We start from the raw sequence: 882 nt of genomic DNA on the forward strand, positions 1-882 counted from the left end.
TAGTGGAATTGTTGCTTTATCATTGATAACAGAAATAGCAAATGCTGTAGCACGTCTGACATTAGTCGATTTATCAAAAGCAGTAATTTGAGATTGTTCTACTATTTTAGGTGAATAAATTGGGTTTTTCTTGCATCGCTGAGCCGTTGACTCGATTGCCGTAGCTCGAACGCAAGCGCTCTTATCATTCAATGCCATATTGTTCAAAATATTAAAAACATTATCTTCGCATTTTTTGCAAATTTTTATTTGCCCGAGTATAAATGCTCCGATATCTCTACGGATATAATTTTTATCAGAGCAGAACTCAATTGCCAATCTAACAGCGTCTTGCCCACCTCTTAACTGTAATACTCTGGCAGATGAAATCCTTTTCAAGGAATTGTGATCATCAAGTAAGCGAAATAATTCATCATCATTTAGTTTCTTACATTGATTATATAAACCATACTCTTTACTTGCCTTTCTTTTCTGGTATGTATTTGACATTGCAGGAACCTCCATAAAGGCTATCTTTTTCTATCGTTTGACTGTCTGGAGTCCTCCACCTACTCTGCCATCAGCGCACACGATGTTTGATTATCCTTACATACTTATTTTCCGTGGCCAAAATTCAGAATTCTCCCATCATTTTTGCCTATTTCTATAATAAAAACCCCACCAGCAATTTGGTCTGAGTGAATGGTACCTTCAACAACCCAACTTGTTGTTAACTCAGTGATTTCGTATGGTTTTTCTTCTTCTGCGGCATCCTGTCCATAACGATTCTTAACATATATCTCAGCTAATTCCAATGCTATAGCTTTATTTTTAACCAAATTTCTAACGGTATATTTACCTTCACTTTCATACTTGCGCATTATTTTAATATTATTATTACAC

1 protein-coding gene and 1 pseudogene are annotated in these 882 nt (G+C 35.4%); both read right to left on the bottom strand.

What is annotated here, in order from left to right; all coding sequences use genetic code 11:
• Positions 1–489, bottom strand: a pseudogene (locus E0D98_RS24900) (lyase); the annotation flags it as partial.
• 104 nt (positions 490–593) lie between these two features.
• A partial coding sequence (gene yhhH, locus E0D98_RS24905; RefSeq protein WP_106421530.1) for a protein YhhH occupies positions 594–882 on the bottom strand: 289 nt, incomplete at its 5' end.

The organism is Escherichia sp. KCJ4928 (genome assembly GCF_004352695.1).
Lineage (GTDB): Bacteria > Pseudomonadota > Gammaproteobacteria > Enterobacterales > Enterobacteriaceae > ECMA0423.